Source organism: Mesorhizobium sp. B3-1-8 (assembly GCF_006439495.1).
Taxonomy (GTDB): Bacteria; Pseudomonadota; Alphaproteobacteria; order Rhizobiales; family Rhizobiaceae; genus Mesorhizobium.
Window position 1 is genome coordinate 1 of the sequence record NZ_VFTK01000026.1, and the last position, 16,867, is coordinate 16,867.

14 protein-coding genes and 1 pseudogene are annotated in these 16,867 nt (G+C 65.2%); 11 read left to right on the plus strand and 4 right to left on the minus strand.

The genetic code is table 11. From position 1 onward, the window contains the following. Nucleotides 1–167 precede the first annotated feature (167 nt). Both FJ424_RS22555 and FJ424_RS22560 read right to left on the minus strand, forming a co-directional pair. Nucleotides 168–1,742: an alkaline phosphatase gene (locus FJ424_RS22555; protein ID WP_140659307.1), complete on the minus strand. Its 1,575-nt coding sequence runs from the start codon at nt 1,740–1,742 to the stop codon at nt 168–170. A gap of 279 nt (nt 1,743–2,021) precedes the next feature. Next, nucleotides 2,022–3,305 carry an MFS transporter gene (locus FJ424_RS22560; protein WP_140659306.1) on the minus strand — a complete coding sequence of 428 codons (1,284 nt, stop codon included), beginning with the start codon at nt 3,303–3,305 and terminating at the stop codon, nt 2,022–2,024. 78 nt (nt 3,306–3,383) lie between these two features. On the opposite strand from FJ424_RS22560, the gene FJ424_RS22565 reads away from it, so the two are divergent. Together FJ424_RS22565 and FJ424_RS22570 are read left to right on the plus strand one after the other, a co-directional pair. Then, nucleotides 3,384–3,992 carry a TetR/AcrR family transcriptional regulator gene (locus FJ424_RS22565; RefSeq protein WP_140659305.1) on the plus strand — a complete coding sequence of 203 codons (609 nt, stop codon included), beginning with the start codon at nt 3,384–3,386 and terminating at the stop codon, nt 3,990–3,992. 44 nt (nt 3,993–4,036) lie between these two features. Further along, nucleotides 4,037–4,627 carry a hypothetical protein gene (locus FJ424_RS22570; RefSeq protein WP_140659304.1) on the plus strand — a complete coding sequence of 197 codons (591 nt, stop codon included), beginning with the start codon at nt 4,037–4,039 and terminating at the stop codon, nt 4,625–4,627. A gap of 24 nt (nt 4,628–4,651) precedes the next feature. On the opposite strand, the gene FJ424_RS22575 is transcribed toward FJ424_RS22570, so the two are convergent. Further along, a complete protein-coding gene (locus FJ424_RS22575) occupies nt 4,652–5,263 on the minus strand; it encodes a TetR/AcrR family transcriptional regulator (protein WP_181182214.1) in 612 nt (203 codons plus the stop codon). A gap of 80 nt (nt 5,264–5,343) precedes the next feature. On the opposite strand from FJ424_RS22575, the gene FJ424_RS22580 reads away from it, so the two are divergent. The 6 genes from FJ424_RS22580 to FJ424_RS22615 all read left to right on the plus strand — a co-directional run bounded on the left by FJ424_RS22580 (nt 5,344) and on the right by FJ424_RS22615 (nt 14,322). After that, nucleotides 5,344–7,056, plus strand: a complete 1,713-nt coding sequence (locus FJ424_RS22580; RefSeq protein WP_140659302.1) for an MFS transporter — start codon at nt 5,344–5,346, stop codon at nt 7,054–7,056. Nucleotides 7,057–7,152: 96 nt separating this feature from the next. Next, entirely contained in the window at nt 7,153–9,228 is a 2,076-nt protein-coding gene (locus tag FJ424_RS22585) for a 3-hydroxyacyl-CoA dehydrogenase NAD-binding domain-containing protein (RefSeq protein ID WP_140659301.1), read from the plus strand. Between the two features lie 320 nt (nt 9,229–9,548). Beyond that, nucleotides 9,549–10,574 (plus strand): BMP family protein, encoded by a 1,026-nt coding sequence (locus FJ424_RS22595; RefSeq protein WP_140544243.1) that lies wholly within the window; start codon nt 9,549–9,551, stop codon nt 10,572–10,574. A 231-nt stretch (nt 10,575–10,805) separates the two neighbouring features. Beyond that, on the plus strand, nt 10,806–12,326 hold the full coding sequence (locus FJ424_RS22605) for an ABC transporter ATP-binding protein (protein WP_140659299.1): 1,521 nt from the start codon (nt 10,806–10,808) through the stop codon (nt 12,324–12,326). Beyond that, nucleotides 12,326–13,381: an ABC transporter permease gene (locus FJ424_RS22610; RefSeq protein ID WP_140659298.1), complete on the plus strand. Its 1,056-nt coding sequence runs from the start codon at nt 12,326–12,328 to the stop codon at nt 13,379–13,381. Before FJ424_RS22605 ends, FJ424_RS22610 begins: the two co-directional genes overlap by 1 nt. Beyond that, entirely contained in the window at nt 13,378–14,322 is a 945-nt protein-coding gene (locus tag FJ424_RS22615; protein ID WP_140659297.1) for an ABC transporter permease, read from the plus strand. Before FJ424_RS22610 ends, FJ424_RS22615 begins: the two co-directional genes overlap by 4 nt. 224 nt (nt 14,323–14,546) lie before the next feature. Here the strand turns inward: FJ424_RS22615 and FJ424_RS22620 are convergent, their stop codons facing one another. Next, the gene (locus FJ424_RS22620) at nt 14,547–15,314 is read right to left on the minus strand and encodes an SDR family oxidoreductase (protein WP_140659296.1); all 768 of its coding nucleotides are present in this window, start codon (nt 15,312–15,314) and stop codon (nt 14,547–14,549) included. A 52-nt stretch (nt 15,315–15,366) separates the two neighbouring features. On the opposite strand from FJ424_RS22620, the gene FJ424_RS22625 reads away from it, so the two are divergent. From FJ424_RS22625 to FJ424_RS22630, 3 genes and pseudogenes are all read left to right on the plus strand, one after another. After that, a complete protein-coding gene (locus FJ424_RS22625) occupies nt 15,367–15,558 on the plus strand; it encodes a hypothetical protein (protein ID WP_140659295.1) in 192 nt (63 codons plus the stop codon). 53 nt (nt 15,559–15,611) lie between these two features. Further along, nucleotides 15,612–15,767 carry a hypothetical protein gene (locus tag FJ424_RS33675; RefSeq protein WP_181166914.1) on the plus strand — a complete coding sequence of 52 codons (156 nt, stop codon included), beginning with the start codon at nt 15,612–15,614 and terminating at the stop codon, nt 15,765–15,767. Nucleotides 15,768–16,152: 385 nt separating this feature from the next. Beyond that, a pseudogene (locus FJ424_RS22630) lies at nt 16,153–16,856 on the plus strand (LLM class flavin-dependent oxidoreductase). The last annotated feature ends 11 nt before the right edge of the window (nt 16,857–16,867 follow it).

The following is a 16,867-nucleotide window of genomic DNA, read 5'->3' on the forward strand; positions in this document are numbered from 1 at the left end:
CAGGAAATGGCAGTCGCTCCTTCGCTCAACTGCCTCTCCAAAGAATCCTTTCTCAGCCTAAACTCAACCCCAAAAACGCCATATGCGATTCCCCTGCCCTTGAGGGGGAGATGGCCGGCAGGCCAGAGAGGGGGGCCTCGCGCCGGCGCCTCGGATTTTATTGATCTTCAAGCCGACCGCACCGGATCGAGCGTCACCTTGTAAAGCTCGTTGTCGTCGCGATCCATCAGCCGCACGGTGAGCTGTTCGGTCGCGCCCGAAATATCGACCAGGCCGAAGAACTGCAGCCCGGCCGACGGCGGCAGATTCTGGCCCTGTTCGGCGGTCGGCGCCTTGATGAATTTCAACTCCGGCCCGAAGGTCATGTCGAGGTCGTTGGGGCCGAAGGTGCCGGCATGGATCGGGCCGGAGACGAATTCCCAGAACGGATTGAAATCCTGGAACTGCGCCTTGTCGGGGTTGTAGTAATGCGCCGCGGTGTAATGCACGTCCGCGGTCAGCCACACCGTGTTGGTGATGCCGGCATTCTTGATGAAGCGCAGCACGTCGGCGAATTCGAGCTCGCGGCCCTTCGGCGCGCCATTGTCGTTATTGCTGACGGCCTCGAAACCGACCTTCTTGGCCGCATCGTCCCAGACGACGAGGCTGAGCGGCATGTCGGCGGCGATGACCTTCCAGGTCGCCCTGGAATTGGCCAGCTCGCGCTTCAGCCACTTGGACTGCTCCTCGCCGATCATGCGCGACTTCGGCGTCAGCGTTTCTTCCATGTCGGGGCCGTTCGGGCCGCGATAGGAGCGCATGTCGAGGAAGAACACGTCAAGCAGCGGCCCATGCGAGATCTTGCGGTAGACGCGGCCTGGCTCCGACGGCTCGTAGCGGATGGTGGTCATCTCGTGGAAGGCACGCGCCGCTCTGGCCGCCAGCACATGGATCGACTTTTCGTGATAGCGGTCGTCGGCCGTCAGGTCCTTCGAATCCGACCAGTTGTTGAGCACCTCGTGGTCGTCCCACTGGTAGAAGGTCGGACAGATGGCCGACAGGCCAAGCACATGCTTGTCCATCATGTTGTATTTCCACTGGTCGCGGTACTCGTCCAGCGTCTCGGCGACCTTGCGCTTGCCGTCGAGCATGACGACGTTATTCCACTTGCCGCCGCCGGGCAGGTCGACCTCGTCCTTCAAGGCGCCGTCGGCATAGATCGTATCGCCGGAATGCAGGAAGAAGTCCGGCGTGTGCTTGGCGATGGTCGAATAGGTCTTCATGCCGGTCTCGTCGATGCCCCAGCCCTGGCCGGCCGTATCGCCCGACCAGGCGAAGCGCACATCACGCTTCGAAGACGGCGCGGTGCGGAAGCGGCCGACGATCGGCTCGGAGACAGCGTTGATATCGGAGAGATCGGCGGCCACCATGCGGTAGAAGATATCCTGGTCCGAGGCGAGGTCGGTGAGCAGCCGCTTCACCGTGTAGTCGCTGGCCGGCGAGGTGTCGAGCGGCGCGAGCCGGGTCGCATTGGCGAAGCTTTCGGTCGTCGACACCTCATACATGACGCGCGCCGGACGGTCGGTGCGGGTCCACACCATGCCGGAGGTGGCGTCGACGTCACCGGACTGGACGCCATGCGTGAAGGCCGGGCGCTGGCTGGCGCGGGAATAATATGGCAGCGCGAGACCGGAGGCGCCGACAAGGCCGAAGGCGCTGGCCGAGGTGACGAAAGCGCGGCGGGTCAACGAAAGCTTGTTCATGGCTGTCTCCGGATGGCGTTGAACGGGACCGCCAAGCTCTCGCCTCAATGTTTCAGGCGCATTTCGGAACCATGAAGTTTTGATAACAGTTCATCTTTCCCCGTCTCCCTTTGTGGAGAACGGGAAACCTGCGCCGGGAGCCGTGTCGATATTCGGGTCAGGACGAGCCGAAAACGGCGGTCTCCGAGAACCGGAGCGGAGCGTATTCAAAGTACGTGAGCACCGGAAGCGCAGGAGACTGCTGTTTCCTGGCCGGCCTCACCCGAATATCGACACGCCTCAAGCCGCCTGCGCCTCCGGCTCGAAAGCCGGCCTGTCGGTGTTGATCAGCAGCGAGATGCAGGCCGCCGCGATCCCGGTCATCCCGGCAATCAGGAACGCCAGCTCGTAATTGCCCTGCAGCTCGCGCATCGTGCCGCCGAAGGCGGCGGCCGCCGCGGCGCCCACCTGGTGGCCGGCGACGATCCAGCCGAACACGATCGGTCCGCTGCGATCGCCGAACGCCTCGTTGGCAAGCCTCAGCGTCGGCGGCACGGTGGCGATCCAGTCGAGCCCGTAGAGCACGGCGAAGATGACCAGGCTGGTCGCCGAGAAGCCGGAATAAGGCAGGTAGATCAGCGACAGCCCGCGCACCGCGTAATAGACGCCGAGGAGCTTGCGCGGATCGAAGCGGTCGGTGAGCCAGCCGGACAGCGTCGTGCCGATCAGGTCGAAGATGCCCATCATCGACAGCAGTCCGGCAGCCTGCACCTCGCCGATGCCCATGTCGCCGCAGAAGGCGATGAGATGCGTGCCGACGAGGCCGTTGGTGGTGAAGCCGCAAACGAAGAAGGTGGCGAACAGATACCAGAACACCCGGGTGCCGGCAGCCCGGCGCAGCGTGTTCAGCGTATGCGCCAGGAAATTGCCCTGCGATGCGGGCGACACCGGCGGCACGTCATCGGCATCGGCGCCGTAGCGCACCTGGCCGATCGAAGCGGGGCGCTCGGGTACCAGCAGCAGGACGAACGGGATCAGCGCCGCCGTCGCGATCGCCACGGTGATCGCCACCGGCTTCCATCCGCCGCTCTGCGCCAGCGAGGCGATCACCGGCAGGAAGATAAGCATGCCGGTGGCGCTGGAGGCCGACATCAGCCCCATCATCAGCCCGCGATTGGTCTTGAACCAGCGGTTGACGATGGTGGCGCCCAGCACGCTCGCCACCGCGCCCGAACCGATGCCGGAAAACACGCCCCAGGTGATGAAAAGATGCCAGGGCTCAGTCATCAACAGGCTGAGCGCGGTCGATCCCGACATCACCACTAGCGCGCCAAGCAGCGTGCGGCGCAGCCCGATGCGCTCCATCAGCGCCGCGGCGAACGGCCCGGTCAGGCCGTAGAGCAGGATGCCGACGCTGGCGGCCCAGGAGGTCACGTCACGGCGCCAGCCGAAGCTTTCTTCCAGCGGCACCATCATCACCGACGGCGCGGAGCGAAGCCCGGCCGCGATCAAAAGGCAGAAGAAGATGACGGCAACGACGACGAATGCGTAGCGCTGGCCAAACGGGCGGGACTGGGCTATCATGTTACTGACCGGTACGTTGCAAAGGGATGAAGCCATACATACGTACCGGTCAGTAACATTGTCAAGCGAGTTGTTTGCATGCCATCGGACAATAAAATTGAAGCGTCGTTGAGCGATGCCCCCGCTCCCAGGGCGGCGGACAAGATCCTGGACGTCGCGCGCGACCTGTTTTATCGCGAGGGCATCCGGGCGATCGGCGTCGACGAGATCGTCAAGCGCGCCGGCGTCACCAAGCCGAGCCTCTACCGCAGCTTCCCGTCCAAGGACGAGCTTGCCGCCTCCTATCTGCGCAAATACGACCTTGAGTTCTGGGAGCGCTTCGACGAGGCCGTCGACGCGCATCCAGGCAAGCCGCGCGCGCAGATCATCGCTTTCCTGACCCGGGTCGGCAAACGCACCCAAAAGCCGGATTATCGCGGCTGCGGCATGACCAACGCGGCGGTCGAATATCCCGAGCGCGGGCATCCCGCGCGGGTGGTGAGCGAGAACAACAAAGTGGAGCTGCGCCGGCGCCTGCGTGCCATGGCGGCCGCGATGGGCGCGCCCGATTCCGATACGCTGGGTGACGGTCTGCTGCTCCTCATCGAGGGCGCCTATATCAGCGGCCAGCTGTTTGGCCTGGGCGGACCGGCGGCGGCCGTCGCCCGCAACGCCGACCTCCTGATCGAAGCCAGCTTGAAGAAATAGCAATTGAAGCTACGCTTTCGGCAACTCGAACGGAGTTGTCAGCCATGCGTGCTCTTCTGATCCCGCTTGCCCTCGCCGGTTTCTGCCAAACGGTCCAGGCCGGCGAAATCTCCAGCGCCTACACCGATCTCGACTGGAAGAAGGACTGCGTGACCTATGCGCAGGCCGCGGAAGGCGACGGCGATTGGGCGAGCCTCGTCTGCGCGGGCTATCGCGGCTATCCGGTGCTGATCGGCTACGACGACGCGCGAGAGTCTCTCTATTACGGCTTTCCATCCGACGACATGACCGCGGTCTGGGAGAGCTTCACCGCCTTCAACGGCTCGGGCCCGAAGGTCGAGTGGCGCATCGAAACCAATGGCGATGTCGCCATTCCCTTCGCCGCCATCCACCGCCGCTCGATCAGCGACCCACAGGACGAGAAGAAATCGACCGACGTGCTGGTCGTCGCCAAGGTGGCGCAACCGGAAGAGCATCAGGGCTGCACCGTCGGCCTGGTTTTGGCCACCGGCAACCCGCAGGCCAACGACCAGGCGCGCAAGCTCGCCGACGAAAAGGCGAAGACCTTCGCCTGCCGCAAGGACAAGCGCGAAGTGATCGGCGACGTGCCCGCGTTCGGCCGGGTGGACAACTGACCCCAGCTCGGGCTGAGGGCTTGGTCAGCCTTCCCCGGCCTCCAGATGCCGGCTTAGCATCAGCCGCAATTCCTCCAGCACGCCGTCGCGCAGCCGCTTCTCGCCGATCAGCGTCAGCGGAATGCGCATCAGCTGCGGCACGATCACCGCCAGCCTTTCGGCCTGTCCTGCCGGCAGCGGCGGATCGGCCGCGGCGAACAGCGTCGCGATCTGGCTGCGACGGTGCCCTCGCATGGCGCGCCGCCAGCCGTCGTCGCCCGGCAGGTCGAGCAGCGCCGAATAGGCCGGATACCCGGCCATGAAGGTACCGAGCCGCGCGAACAGCCGGTCGGCGATCGCCGCCGCGCTCATCCCCTGCGTCCGGTCGCGCAGGTCGTCGAGTTCGGCCGAAAGCGCCTCGGCATTCTGGGCCAGGATCGCCTGCGCCACCGCCTGCTTGGTCGGGAAGAAAAGATAGAGCGTGCCGATGGCGGCGCCCGCCTTGGCGGCGATCTCGGTCATGGTCGTCGCGTCGAAACCCTTCTCGACGAACAGCTCCGAGGCCGCCGCCATCAGCGCGGCGACGCGGTCGCGGCCTCTTTTTTGCTGTGGGGCGCGCGGCTGCGGCACAGTTACGCTTGATTTTTCCGAGGCCATCCTCATATTCCAAACCTGAGAGTATCCTCATATATAGCCTGCCGGCCCTCGACGCGCCAGCAGCGCCGGATCTGAACGCCATGACCATCGCAAGACAGGACCGCACACAGAGCCACAAATGGATGGTTCTGAGCAACACCACGCTCGGCATGCTGGCCGCAGCCATCAATGGCTCGATCCTTTTGATAAGCCTGCCGGCGGTGTTTCGCGGCATCGGCCTCAAGGCGCTCGACCCCGGCAACATCAATTACCTGCTCTGGGCGATCATCGGCTACATGATCGCCACCGCCGTGCTGGTCGTCGCCTTCGGCCGGCTGGGCGATCAGTTCGGCCGGGCGAAGATGTACAATCTGGGCTTCGCCATTTTCACCGCCGCCTCCATCGCGCTCAGCCTTCTGCCGGGACAAGGCGATTTCGCCGCCATGTATCTGATCGGCGTGCGCATCATCCAGGGCATCGGCGGCGCGCTGATCATGGCCAATTCCACGGCGCTGCTCACCGACGCCTTCCCCGAGAACGAACGCGGCTTCGCGCTCGGCATCAATGTCGTGGCGGCGATCGGCGGCCAGTTCATCGGCCTTTTGATCGGCGGACTGCTCGCCGACACCGACTGGCGGCTGGTGTTCTGGATCAACGTGCCGTTCGGGCTCGTCGGCACTATCTGGGCCTATCTCAAGCTGCACGACGCGCCGAACCGCTCCAGCCACACAATCGATTGGCTCGGCAATATCAGCTTCGGCCTCGGCCTGGTCATGATCCTCACCGCCATCACCTATGGCCTGCAGCCCTATGGCGACCAGGTGATGGCCTGGACCAGCCCGAAAGTGCTGACGCTCTTTGCCGTCGGCATCGCTTCGCTGATCGCTTTCGTCATCATCGAGAGTCGTGTCGCCAAGCCGATGCTCGACCTGTCGCTGTTCCGTATTCCGGGCTTCGCCTATGGCAACGTCGCCAATCTTGCGTCGGGCATCGCGCGCGGCGGCCTGCAATTCATGCTGATCGTCTGGCTGCAAGGCATCTGGCTGCCGCTGCACGGCTATTCCTTCGAGCAGACCCCGCTCTGGTCGGCGATTTTCATGCTGCCGCTCACAATCGGCTTCCTGATCGCCGGGCCGATCTCGGGCTATTTCTCCGACCGCATCGGCGGCGTGCCTTTCGCCGTTGGCGGCATGGTCGCGGGCGCGGCCAGCTTCGTCGCGCTGATGCTGCTGCCGGCCGACTTCTCCTACACCGCCTTTGCCGGCCTGCTCTTCCTCAACGGCCTCGGCTCCGGCCTTTTCGTGGCGCCGAACTCGACGCAGATCATGAATTCCGTGCCGGCGCGCGAGCGCGGCCAGGCATCGGGCATGCGCGCCACCACCACCAATGCCGGGCAGGTGCTGTCGATCGGCCTGTTCTTCAGCCTGATGCTGGCCGGCCTCGCCGCCAGGCTGCCGGCGACGATGGAGGCGGGACTTCTGGCGCAACATGTGCCGGAGGCGATCGCGCACCAGGTCGCCAACATGCCGCCGGTCGCCAGCCTGTTCGCCGCCTTCCTCGGCTACAACCCAATGGGCGAACTGATCCCGGCCGACGTGCTTCACGCTTTGCCGCCGGCCAACGCCGCGACACTGACCGGCAACCAGTTCTTCCCCGAGCTGATGTCGGGGCCGTTCAAGCACGGGCTGGTCTTCGCCTTCACCTTCTCGGCGATCCTCTATCTGGTCGCCGCCATCGCCTCCTGGCGCGGCGGCCGCGGCGCCGAGGCGGAATTTTCAGAGAATCTGGCCGCCGAGGCAGCAAGTCGACGTTAAACGGTCAAGCGTTAGGCCAGCGCTGCATCGGGTTTCCATTCGGGTCGCTGCCTAGTAAACCCTTGCGCGATTGCAGCCGGCCTCGGGAGGTTCCGCTTGTCCAGTTTTGTCAGCGTCGCGAACGAAAACGGCGTGGCGGTGGTCACCATCGACAACCCGCCGGTCAATGCGCTGAGCTTTCACGTCCGCAAGCCGCTCCACGAGGCACTCGCCGCTTTGCGCGACGATCCCGCCGCAAGCGCGATCGTCATCGCCTGCGCCGGGCGCACCTTTGTCGCCGGCGCCGACATCACCGAATTCGGCAAGCCGGTCCAGCAGCCGGAACTACGCGCCATCATCGCCTTGCTTGAAACCATCGCCAAGCCGACGGTCGCTGCGATCCACGGCACCGCGCTCGGCGGCGGGCTGGAACTGGCATTGGGCTGCCATTTCCGCGTCGCCGACAAGGGCGCCAAGCTCGGCCTGCCCGAAGTGAAGCTCGGCCTTTTGCCGGGCGGCGGCGGCACCGTACGACTCCCACGACTTGTGGGTGCTGTGAAAGCGCTTGGCATGATCGTTTCCGGAACGCCGGTTTCGGCCGACGAAGCCAAGGCCACCGGATTGGTGGATGCGGCTTTCGATGGCGATCTGATTGTTCAGGCCATTCGTTTCGCCGGCGAAATGGTCGAGTGGGGCGGCCCGTTCACACCGGTGCGCGACCGCAACGACCGCCTTGCCGGGACCGATCTCGCCGCCTTCGACGCCCAGAGGGCGGAACTGGCCAGGAAGGCCCGCGGGCTTGAAGCGCCGCTTGCCTGCGCCGAAGCCGTGCGCAACGCGATCACCTTGCCGTTCGACGAGGCGCTTGCGGCCGAGCGGCAACTATTCCTGAAACTCGTTTCCGGCGACCAGTCGCGGGCGCAGCGGCATCTGTTCTTCGCCGAGCGCGAGGCGGCCAAGATTCCCGGCAAGGATCTGCGGAAGCGCCGGATCGAACGCGTCGGCATTATCGGCGCCGGCACCATGGGCGGCGGAATTGCCATGGCTTTCGCCAATGGCGGTCTTCCGGTGACTTTGGTCGAGACCAGCGAGGAAGCGCTGCGGCGCGGGCTGGCGACGATCGACAAGAACTATGCCGTTTCGGTCAGCCGCGGCTCGTTGACGGACGAGGCCAAGCAGAAGCGACTCGGACTGTTCAAGGGCAGCACCGACTATGCCGACCTTTCCCATTGCGATCTGATCATCGAGGCCGTGTTCGAGGATATGGCGGTGAAGAAGGAGGTGTTCGGCAGGCTTGACGCCATCGCCAGGCCCGGCGCCATCCTCGCCACCAACACCTCCTATCTCGACGTGAACGAAATCGCCGCCTCGACCTCGCGTCCAGGGGACATGCTCGGCATGCATTTCTTTTCGCCGGCAAACGTCATGAAGCTCCTGGAGATCGTGCGGGCCGAAAAGACCACGCCCGACGTGCTGGCGACGGTCACCGATCTCGCCCGGCGCATCGGCAAGGTGGCGGTGGTCGTCGGCGTCTGCCATGGTTTTGTCGGCAACCGCATGCTGGCCGCGCGCGGCGCGGAGAACGAAGCGCTGTTGCTCGAAGGTGCAACGCCCGCTCAGGTCGACAAGGCGTTCACCGATTTCGGCTGGCCGATGGGGCCGTTCCAGATGGGCGACCTCGCCGGCCTCGACATCGGCTGGCGCAACCGCAAGGCGCGCGGCCAGACGGCGGTGATCGCCGATACGCTGTGCGAGCAGAGCCATTTCGGCCAGAAGACCGGGCGTGGCTGGTACCGCTATAAGAGCGGCGCGCGGGAGCCGGTTGCCGATCCGGAGGTCGAGGCGTTGATCCGCGCCAAGGCGGAAGAACTGAGCATAGCGCGGCGCCAGATCGGCGCCGACGAGATCATCGAGCGCACGCTTTACCCGCTGGTCAACGAAGGCGCGAAGATCCTCGAGGAAGGCATCGCCGCGCGGGCGTCCGATATCGATGTCGTCTGGGTCAACGGCTACGGCTTCCCGATCGGCAAGGGCGGACCGATGTTCTGGGCCGGACTTGAAGGCGCGGCGAAGATCGTCGAGCGGTTGGAGCATTGGCATGGGCGGACCGGCAGGGCGATCTTCGAGCCGGCGCCGGTGCTGAGAAAGTTTGCCGAGACGGGGGCTTGGGAAGGTGCGGGCGACGCCCCATAACTTCGTCATTCCAGGGCGAAGCGAAGCGTAGACCCTGGAATCCATGCCGTTCCATCAGACAAAGAATGCGACGGTCCAGAACAGGCGGTGGCACAGCCGTCGATTGTTCTGCACCGTCGCGGCTCTCGAACGTTCCGGCATGGATCCTCGGGTCGGCGCTGCGTCGCTACGCTCCTTGCTTCGCCCGTGGATGACGAACGCGGGGGCGACATGCCAAATTTGACCATGTGGACAAATCTCAACCACCGTTCCATAGTCTCTCGTCTGACATTTTTTTGAACGGCCGGCTCGACACGGCTGTCGAACAGAGGGGCACTTCAATGGAAAACGAACGTAGCAAGACGCAACGCGCCGGCCTGTCGCGGCGCAACGTGCTGGAACTCGGCGCGCTCGGCCTCGCGGCGACCGTGCTGCCCGGCGCGGCCTTCGCCAAGGACAAGAAGCTGAAGGTGGCGGCGATCTTCGCCACGCCGATCGAGGAGCCGTGGGATAATCAGATCCATGTCGCCCTGCAGAAGGCCGAGAAGGAACTGGGCATCGAATACAAATGGTCGGAAAAGGTGCAGACCGCCGACTTCAGCCGCGTGATGCGCGAATATGCGCAGGGCGGCTATCAGCTGGTGCTGGGCGACGCTTTCGCCGCCGAGCGTGAATCGCGCCGCACGGCAAAACAATTCCCGAAGACGGCGTGGCTGTTCGGCTCGGGCGCTGGGCCCGCCGAACCCAATTTCGGCGTCTTCGACAACTGGATCCACGAACCCGCCTATCTCTCCGGCATGATCGCCGGAAAGATGTCGAAGTCGGGCACGGTCGGCGCCGTCGCGGCGATGGGCATTCCGGAAGTGAACCGGCTGGTCAACGCCTTCTTCGCCGGCGCCAAGGAGGTCAATCCGAACGTCAAGAAGAAGGTCGCCTTCATCGGCTCGTTCTTCGATCCGCCCAAGGCCAAGGAAGCGGCCGTGGCGCAGATCGATGCCGGCGTCGACGTCATCTACGCCGAGCGCTTCGGCGTCATCGAGGCGGCGGTCGAGAAGAAGATTTTCGCCATCTCCAACATGTCCGACCAGTCGAGCCTCGGGCCCGATACGGTCATCACCGGCCCGGTCTGGGATATGTACCCGACAGTCGAGCAGGCGATCAAGCTGGTCAAAGCCGGCGTCTTCACCGCGCAGGACTATGGCGATTTCTCGCGCATGGCCAAGGGCGGCTCGTATCTGGCGCCCTTCCACAAGTTCGACAAGACGCTGCCAGCCGACGTCAAGGACCTGGTCGAGAAGAAGAAGGCCGAGATCCTCGAAGGCAATTTCCGCGTCGACGTCGACGAGAACACGCCGGTTTCGGATTGACGCCTGGTTGAGGGGCGGCGCTAGGCCCCCCTCTCTGTCCTGCCGGACATCTCCCCCTCGAGGGGGGAGATTGGCAGTTCCGTCGACGGCGCTCGATCTTTCAGCATTGAAAGTTGGCGAAGGCCGCCGTGACATCTGATCTCCCCCGTGAGGGGAAGATGGCCGGCAGGTCAGAGAGGGGGTGCAGCGCTGCCCTCCATGGTTGGCCGGATCGCAAATCCAGGAGCACCCTTGTCCGCCCCACTCATCGAAATGCGCGGCATCACCAAGAGCTTCGGCGCCGTCAAGGCGAACGAGGCCGTCGACCTCAGCGTGGCGCCGGGCGAGATCCTCGGCCTGCTTGGCGAGAACGGCGCCGGCAAGACGACGCTGATGAACGTGCTGTTCGGCGCCTATGCGCCGGACGCCGGCGAGATCCTTGTCGAAGGCAGGCCCGTCGCCATCCACAATTCGGCCGATGCGCTCGCCGCCGGCATCGGCATGGTGCACCAGCATTTCCACCTCGCGCCGCGGCTGACGGTGCTGGAAAACCTCCTGATCGGCATTCCCGGCAAGTCCGGCCGCATCGACCGTGGCGGCGGACTGGCGCGGCTACAGGAGATCGGCCGCCAGCATGGCTTGAGCCTCGATCCGAACCTACCTGTCTCGGCGCTGTCGGTCGGCGAGCAGCAGCGGCTGGAGATCATCAAGGCACTGTTTCGCGGCGCCAGGCTTTTGATCCTCGACGAACCGACGGCGGTGCTGGCGCCTTCTGAGGTCGATGGCCTGTTCGCCGCCCTGCGCTCGATGGCGGCGCAAGGGCTCGGCATCATCTTCATCTCGCATAAGCTGAATGAAGTTCGCGCCCTCACCCATCGCTGCGTGGTGCTGCGCCACGGCAAGGTCGCCGGCCGCGTCGACCATCCGGCAAGCACCACATCGGCAGAAATGGCGAAGCTGATGTGCGGCCACGAAATCGTGCCGCCGGTCAAGGAGGCTTCGACGCCCGGCGCCGCCGCGCTGACGCTCGACGGCATTTCCACCTCCGGCCATGCCGGCACGCCGCTGCGCGACGTCTCGCTTTTCGTCCGCGCGGGCGAGATCCTGGGCATCGCCGGCGTCTCCGGCAACGGCCAGCGGGCGCTCGCCGATGTCATTTCCGGCATGCTGGCGCCCAAGGCCGGAGCGATGACGATAGCCGGCAAAACGGTTGCGCAGTTTTCGCCGCGCGAGCTGCAGGCGCTCGGCCTCGGCCGCATACCGGAAGACCGGATGACGACCGGCCTCGTCACCAATCTGCCTTTGGCCGACTCCATGGTGCTGCCGCGTATCGGCACCGAGGCCTTCAGCCGCAGGGGGCTGCTCGATCCGGCCGCGATCCGTGCCTTCGCCGAAGCGCAGATCAAGGCCTACGATATTCGCTGCCCCGGCCCGATGGTGCGCGCCGGCGCGCTGTCCGGCGGCAATCTGCAGAAGGCGCTGCTGGCCCGCGAGCTCGCCTTCGACCCGAGAGTGCTGATCGTCTCGCAGCCGACGCGCGGGCTCGATATCGGCGCCGCCCGCTTCATCCACGAGAAGTTCCTGGCCATGCGCGCCAAGGGCTGCGGCATCATCGTCATCGGCGAGGACCTCGAGGAATTGCTGATGCTCTCGGATCGCATCGCCGTGATGTATGAGGGCCGCATCGCCGGCACGCTTCCCAGCGCGGACGCCACCGTCGCGAGGCTCGGCCTGATGATGACCGGCGCCGGGCGCACCGAGGAGGCGGCCTGATGTTTCGCCTCGAAGCCCGCACCTCGACACCCGCCTGGTTCAATCTCGCGCTGCCGCTGTTGGCCATCGCCGCGACGCTCATCCTGTGCAGCGGCCTGATCGCCATCGCCGGCGCCGGCGTGGTCGAAGCCTATGGCGTGATGCTGTCCGCATCGCTCGGCGACAGCTACGCCATCACGGAAACCCTGGTGCGCGCCGCACCCATGATCTTCACCGGCCTTGCCGTGGCCATCGCCTTCCGCGCCAAATTCTGGAACATCGGCGCCGAGGGCCAATTGCTCGCCGGCGCGGTGGCAAGCTGCTTCGTCGGCGCCATCCCGATGCCCGGCTATCTCGCCATGCTGTTGATGGCGCTGGCGGGCGCCGCCGCCGGCGCGCTCGTCGCGCTGGTCCCCGCCACTTTGCGCGTAAAATTCAAGGTCGACGACGTGGTGAGCTCGCTGCTGCTCAACTCGGTCATCTATTACGCGCTGATGGCGCTGATCGAGGGACCGTGGAAGGATACGTTCAGCGGCTACCCGATCTCGCCGCCGATCGAGGACGCGGCCAATTTCCCGGTGCTGATCGAAGGCACGCGGCTGCATCTCGGCGTCATCGTGGCGTTGATCGCGGCACCGCTGTGCTGGTTCCTGATCACGCGCACCACGCTCGGCTTCCGCATCCGCGTCACCGGCGAGAATCCGGAAGCCGCCCGCTATGCCGGCATCAACGTGCAGCGCGTGCTGCTGTCGACAGCTTTGCTCTCCGGCGCGCTGGCCGGGCTCGCCGGCGTCGGCGAGGTCGGCGGCGTGCACTTCCAGGTGATGAGCGACATTTCGCCGGGCTATGGCTATTCGGGTATCGTCGTTGCGATGCTCGCCCGGCTCAACCCGCTCGGCGTGGTGCCGGCGGCGATCTTCCTTGCCGCTGTCATGACCGGCGCCGAGGCGATGTCGCGCGCAACCGGCGTGCCGGCCTTCCTCAGCGAGGTCATCCAGGGCACGGCGCTGCTTGCCATGCTGGTGGCGCTGCTCTTCACCGCCTACCGCATCCGCCGCGTGGGAGCGCAAACATGAGCGCGGTGTTCGAGCAGATTTTTCAGGTCGGCTTCCTCGCCGCCATCATCCGCATCGCCACGCCGCTCGCCTTCGCCACGCTGGGCGAAATGTTTTCCGAGCGCGCAGGCGTGCTCAATCTCGGCATCGAGGGCATCATGCTGCTCTCGGCGATGGCGGGCTTCACAGCTGCCAGCCTGAGCGGCAGCCTGTGGCTGGGCGTGCTTGTCGCGGTGTTGACCGGCATGCTGATGGGGGCGCTGCATGCGCTGTTCACGGTGGCCCTGGGCCTCAGCCAGCATGTCTGCGGCATCGGCGTGACATTGTTCTCATCCGGCCTTGCCTATTTCCTCTATCGGCTGATCTTCGGCCAGCAATCGGTGCCGCCGAGCATTACCGGCTTCAAGCCGGTGGCTATCCCGCTGCTCTCGGACATTCCGGTTCTAGGCCCGGCGGTGTTCAACCAGTTCACGCTCGTTTATCTCGCCATCATCGCCGTCCCGCTCGCTGCCTTCGTGCTCTACCGCACGCCATGGGGGCTTTCCGTGCGCATGGTCGGCGAGAACCCTCGCGCGGCGGACTCGGCCGGCGTCAGCGTGATCGCCACGCGCTTTCAGGCGGTGATCCTCGGCGGCGCGCTGATGGGCCTTGCCGGCGCCTTCCTCACCATGGCGCAGTTCAACGCCTTCACCTTCGGCGTCGTCTCCGGCCGTGGCTGGGTGGCGATCGCGCTGGTGGTGTTCGGCCGCTGGGATCCCTGGCGCTCGGCGGGCGCCGCGCTGCTCTTCGCCTTCGTCGACGCGCTGCAGCTCAGGATGCAAGCGAGCGGCCTCGGCCACGTCCCCTACGAAGCGTTCCTGATGCTGCCTTTCATCTTCACCATCGTCGCCATGGCCGTCATGTCGCGCAACGCCGTGGCGCCATCGGCGCTGCTGAAGCCGTTTCGGAGGGAAGAGCGGTAGACGAGCAGGCGTCCTTTCCTCTCCCTCCGGACGGGGGAGAGGTGGCGCTGCGAAGCAGCGACGGAGTGGGGGAACCACCTTGCAACCGTCGCCAACGAATATTGAAATGGGGCCCAGGCGCAAGAGTATTTCGGCACCGCGCCAAGGGTCGACCACCACTCTGTCGAGCTACGCTCGACACCTCTCCCCCGATCGACGGGGGAGAGGAAGGCGCCAAGCTGGCCTCAAATCGCCGTGAACGCGTTGTCCACGAACAGATGCGCGCCGTTGACGAAGCTCGATTCGTCGCTGGCCAAAAACAGCGCGGCCTTCGCCACTTCCTCCGGCTCGCCGATGCGGCCCTGCTGCGCGGCCATCGCCGCGTCCGAGACGTCGACGCCGAGCTTGCCGAGATCAGCCACCTCGCGCAAGCCATGCGGCGTGCGGATGAAGCCGGGACAGACGGCGTTGCAGCGGATGTTGCGGTCGCGGAATTCCACCGCGATGGCGCGGGCAAACATGTGGCAGGCGCCCTTGGTGGTGTCGTAGAGCACTTCGTTCGGCGTCGCCGCCACGGCCGAGATCGACGATGTGCAGACGATCGAGCCGCCGCCGGCGGCGATCATGCCCGGCAGCACCGCGCGCGTCATCAGGAACATCGAGCGCACGTTGACGGCATGCAGCCAGTCCCATTCCTGCAGGCTTGTTTCCAGGAATGGCTTGATGACGATGGTGCCGGCGTGGTTGAACAGCACCGTGACCGGGCCGAGCTTCGCCGTCGCCGCCTTCACCGCCGCTTCGACCTGTGCTTCGTCCGAAACGTCGGCGACGAAATGCTCCGCGACATGGCCCCGCGCCCGGATCGCCGCGGCGGTCTTGCCGGCCGCCTCGCCGTTGCGGTCGATGATTGCCACCTTTGCGCCTTCGGCGGCAAACAATTCCGAAGCCGCCCCGCCCATGCCCGTCGCACCGCCCGAGATGATAGCGACCTTGCCCGCCAGCCTTCCACCCATTCTTATTGCTCCTTCAGTGCCGCCCATATCGGCCCAAGCGATGCTATCCGTCATGCGCGAGGCGGCCAAGACCTTCGAGCGACTGGATATTGCGCCTATGAACGCCGCGAAAACGGCCGATTTTCAACCCGTTCGGCCAGATTGCCTATGTCCCGATATCGGCTACATCGCCTGCGCTGCGAGTATGAAAAACCACGATCCGTCCTCTTTAAAAAAATTCATTCCAGGAATCGCCCGAAAATAACAATCGACAAAGTCTACTAACTTTATAGATTAATGGCCGTGACGGAGGTCGATATGTCCTATAGCCAGAACGCCCAGGCCGCCCGCAAGGGGCAAAGGCTGACTGCCGATCAGAGCTGGAGGCCCGCCTATGGCGGCACCTTCGCCTATCTCGTCTTCGCGCTTGCGTTCGTGTTCACCGGCGCGGTGATCCTGGGGCTGATCCCCTGATCCAAGGCGGCCGAGACCCGCCGTCAAACAATCTGAGTCGAATAATCGGAGTGGAAAACTGGCCGGGCGCCAGGGCGTCGTCGCGCGTCTGCGTCTCAGGTCTGATTAGAAGGCTTTGAAGCGGGGCAAGCCAACGTGATGGAGGAGATGGCAATGCCGATCGAGTTCACGCATGTTCCAGGCAAGCCTGCCAATGGCAGCTTCTTCTACGATTTCGCCGAGACGGCGACCAAATTGTCGCTGATCGAGGATTCCGGTTTTCGCAAGCTGGTGGTGGATGACCCCGCAGGCCTACTTACCAATATGGACATCGCCGCGCAGACGCTCGACCGCACCGGCTCGCTGGAGGTGGTGCTAACGCACTGCCGGCGTTATCGAACCGACGGTGGCGGCAAGGCAGCTCGCGGCGCTCGACCGCAAAAGCGGCGGCCGCCTGTCGCTTCGCATGCTGAGCGAACCGCTGGAGGACAGCGACGCCGAGGCCCGGCCCGTTGGCCACAGCGTGGTGTGGCAGCGCATCGACGAATATCTGGTGCTGTTGAAGCGCCTGTGGTCGAACGACAGGCCTTCGACCATGAAGGCGCCTTCTACAGCGTCCGCGGCGGCTTCGTGCCGCGCAAGGGCCCGCATGGCGCCGACCTCGCCATCCGTCTCGGCGGACAGTCCGGCATGGCCTTGAAGGTCGTCGGAAAGCATGCCGATGTCTTCGAGCTGGCCGCCGGCTCCCCGGATGAGGTCGCGCAACTGATGCAGCGCGTGCGCGGCGCCGCGGCGGAACATGGCCGCGCCGGCAGATTGCGCTTCGCGCTGCCTGTCCGCATTCACCCGGACGGCCGGACGGGCACTCCGGATCACAAGGCGATCGAGCTTGCCGGGCCGCCGGCGCGGATTGCCCTGGCACTGCTGCCCTACGCGGCGCTTGGCATCGAGGAATTCATGATCGGTGGCATCGACCGCCCAAGCGACATCGCCCGTATCGGGCGCGAGACGATCACGCTGGTCGCGAATTCGCTGGCGCGGCGCGAGGTGGAGGTTCCGCAACCGGGGATCCTTGCGTCCCAGACCTTCCTTGAGATCCACCTTCGCTAACGCCGGCCTTC

Bases quoted from the DNA above. Each gene is read 5' to 3' on its own strand.
- FJ424_RS22555 (WP_140659307.1), bottom strand. From the start codon at position 1,742: ATGAACAAGCTTTCGTTGACCCGCCGCGCTTTCGTCACCTCGGCCAGC.
- FJ424_RS22560 (WP_140659306.1), bottom strand. From the start codon at position 3,305: ATGATAGCCCAGTCCCGCCCGTTTGGCCAGCGCTACGCATTCGTCGTC.
- FJ424_RS22565 (WP_140659305.1), top strand. From the start codon at position 3,384: ATGCCATCGGACAATAAAATTGAAGCGTCGTTGAGCGATGCCCCCGCT.
- FJ424_RS22570 (WP_140659304.1), top strand. From the start codon at position 4,037: ATGCGTGCTCTTCTGATCCCGCTTGCCCTCGCCGGTTTCTGCCAAACG.
- FJ424_RS22575 (WP_181182214.1), bottom strand. From the start codon at position 5,263: ATGGCCTCGGAAAAATCAAGCGTAACTGTGCCGCAGCCGCGCGCCCCA.
- FJ424_RS22580 (WP_140659302.1), top strand. From the start codon at position 5,344: ATGACCATCGCAAGACAGGACCGCACACAGAGCCACAAATGGATGGTT.
- FJ424_RS22595 (WP_140544243.1), top strand. From the start codon at position 9,549: ATGGAAAACGAACGTAGCAAGACGCAACGCGCCGGCCTGTCGCGGCGC.
- FJ424_RS22610 (WP_140659298.1), top strand. From the start codon at position 12,326: ATGTTTCGCCTCGAAGCCCGCACCTCGACACCCGCCTGGTTCAATCTC.
- FJ424_RS22615 (WP_140659297.1), top strand. From the start codon at position 13,378: ATGAGCGCGGTGTTCGAGCAGATTTTTCAGGTCGGCTTCCTCGCCGCC.
- FJ424_RS22620 (WP_140659296.1), bottom strand. From the start codon at position 15,314: ATGGGTGGAAGGCTGGCGGGCAAGGTCGCTATCATCTCGGGCGGTGCG.
- FJ424_RS22625 (WP_140659295.1), top strand. From the start codon at position 15,367: ATGCGCGAGGCGGCCAAGACCTTCGAGCGACTGGATATTGCGCCTATG.
- FJ424_RS33675 (WP_181166914.1), top strand. From the start codon at position 15,612: ATGTCCTATAGCCAGAACGCCCAGGCCGCCCGCAAGGGGCAAAGGCTG.